This is a genomic window from Actinoplanes sp. NPDC048791, from assembly GCF_040650095.1.
Classification (GTDB): Bacteria; Actinomycetota; Actinomycetes; order Mycobacteriales; family Micromonosporaceae; genus Actinoplanes.
In genome coordinates this window covers 1-1,332 of the sequence record NZ_JBEZGQ010001596.1, presented here as the reverse complement: position 1 = coordinate 1,332, position 1,332 = coordinate 1, and the positions used below count along the sequence as shown (strand labels likewise).

General features: G+C 73.7%; 2 protein-coding genes. Both read left to right on the top strand.

The window, feature by feature from the left end:
* Positions 1 to 741 (top strand): ATP-binding protein (locus AB0C29_RS48815; protein ID WP_360835251.1); only part of this gene is annotated, 741 nt, incomplete at its 5' end.
* A gap of 1 nt (position 742) precedes the next feature.
* A partial coding sequence (locus tag AB0C29_RS48810; RefSeq protein WP_360835249.1) for a CHASE3 domain-containing protein occupies positions 743 to 1,332 on the top strand: 590 nt, incomplete at its 3' end.

Genomic DNA, 1,332 nt, shown 5'->3' with positions numbered 1-1,332 from the left:
CGGGCCCAGCAGCAGGCCCTGCGGGACGCCCATGCCGAGCTGCTGCGCTCCAACACCGAACTCGAGCAGTTCGCCGCGGTGGTGAGCCACGACCTCGCGGCGCCGCTGGCGGTCGTCAACGGCTACCTGGAACTGCTCGGCGACCACTACGCCACGCAGATCGACGCCCAGGGCCAGAAGTGGATCGGGGCCACCGTGCGGGCGGTCGGCCGGATGCAGGCGCTCATCGAGTCGCTGCTGATGTACGCCCGGGCCGGCAGCGGCCCCTGCCGGCGCGCGGACGCCGACCTCGGTGAGCTGGTCGACCAGGCCCTGACGGACCTGCGGGAGACCATCCGCGGCGGCGGTGCCACCGTCCGGGTCACGCCCCCGCGGATCACTCTGCCCTGCGACCCCACCCTGGTGCGCCAGCTGCTGCAGAACCTCATCGGCAACGCGGTCAAGTACCGCGACCCGGCCCGGGACTGCCAGGTCGAGGTCTGCGCCCGGCGGCAGGAGGACGAGTACGTCGTCACGGTCCGCGACAACGGCATCGGCATCCCCGCCGACCAGCGCCGCCGGGTCTTCGAGATGTTCGCGCGCGCCGGGGCGGGCGGCACCGCCGGGCACGGTGTCGGGCTCTCCACCTGCGAACGGATAGTCACCCGGCACGGCGGCCGGATCTGGGCCGACGCCGCACCCGGCGGCGGCACCGCGATCTCGTTCACGCTGCCGGTCTCCCGCACCCCCGCGGACGCCTGAGATGGCCTCGGTGCGGGCCCGCGTCGACGCGGGCGTCATCGCGGTCCTGGTGCTGTTCATCGGCGTCGTGGTGACCCAGTTCATGGTCAGCGACAACCTGCAGAGCCGGCACGAACGGCGGGTGGCCCGGGTCGAGGCCGCCCGCGACGCCAACACCGCGGTGCTGCAACACATGACGGACGCCGAGACCGGCGTACGGGGCTTCCAGCTCACCGGCGACAAGAGCTTCCTGCAGCCGTACGACCAGGGGCGCATCGGCGCGTTCACCTCCTTCGACGAGATCGCCGGCCGGACCACCGACCCGGCCGTGCTGCGGCTGCTCACCGCCGAGCGGGCCGCCGCGTCCCGCTGGCTGTACGCGTTCGCGTACCCGGTCGTCAACGCCGGGGTGGCCGATCCCGGCTACTCGCAGACCGGCCGGGGCAAGGAGCTGTTCGACGACGTCCGTACCGCCAACGCGGCCGTGGCCGAGGCGCTGCAGGCCGACATGCGCCGGGTCAACGCGGCGGACCGGCGCGCCGCGCGGCTGGCCCAGATGCTGTTCGCCCTGCTCGCCATCGGCTTCCTGGCCGTCACCGTGGCCCTCGCCGC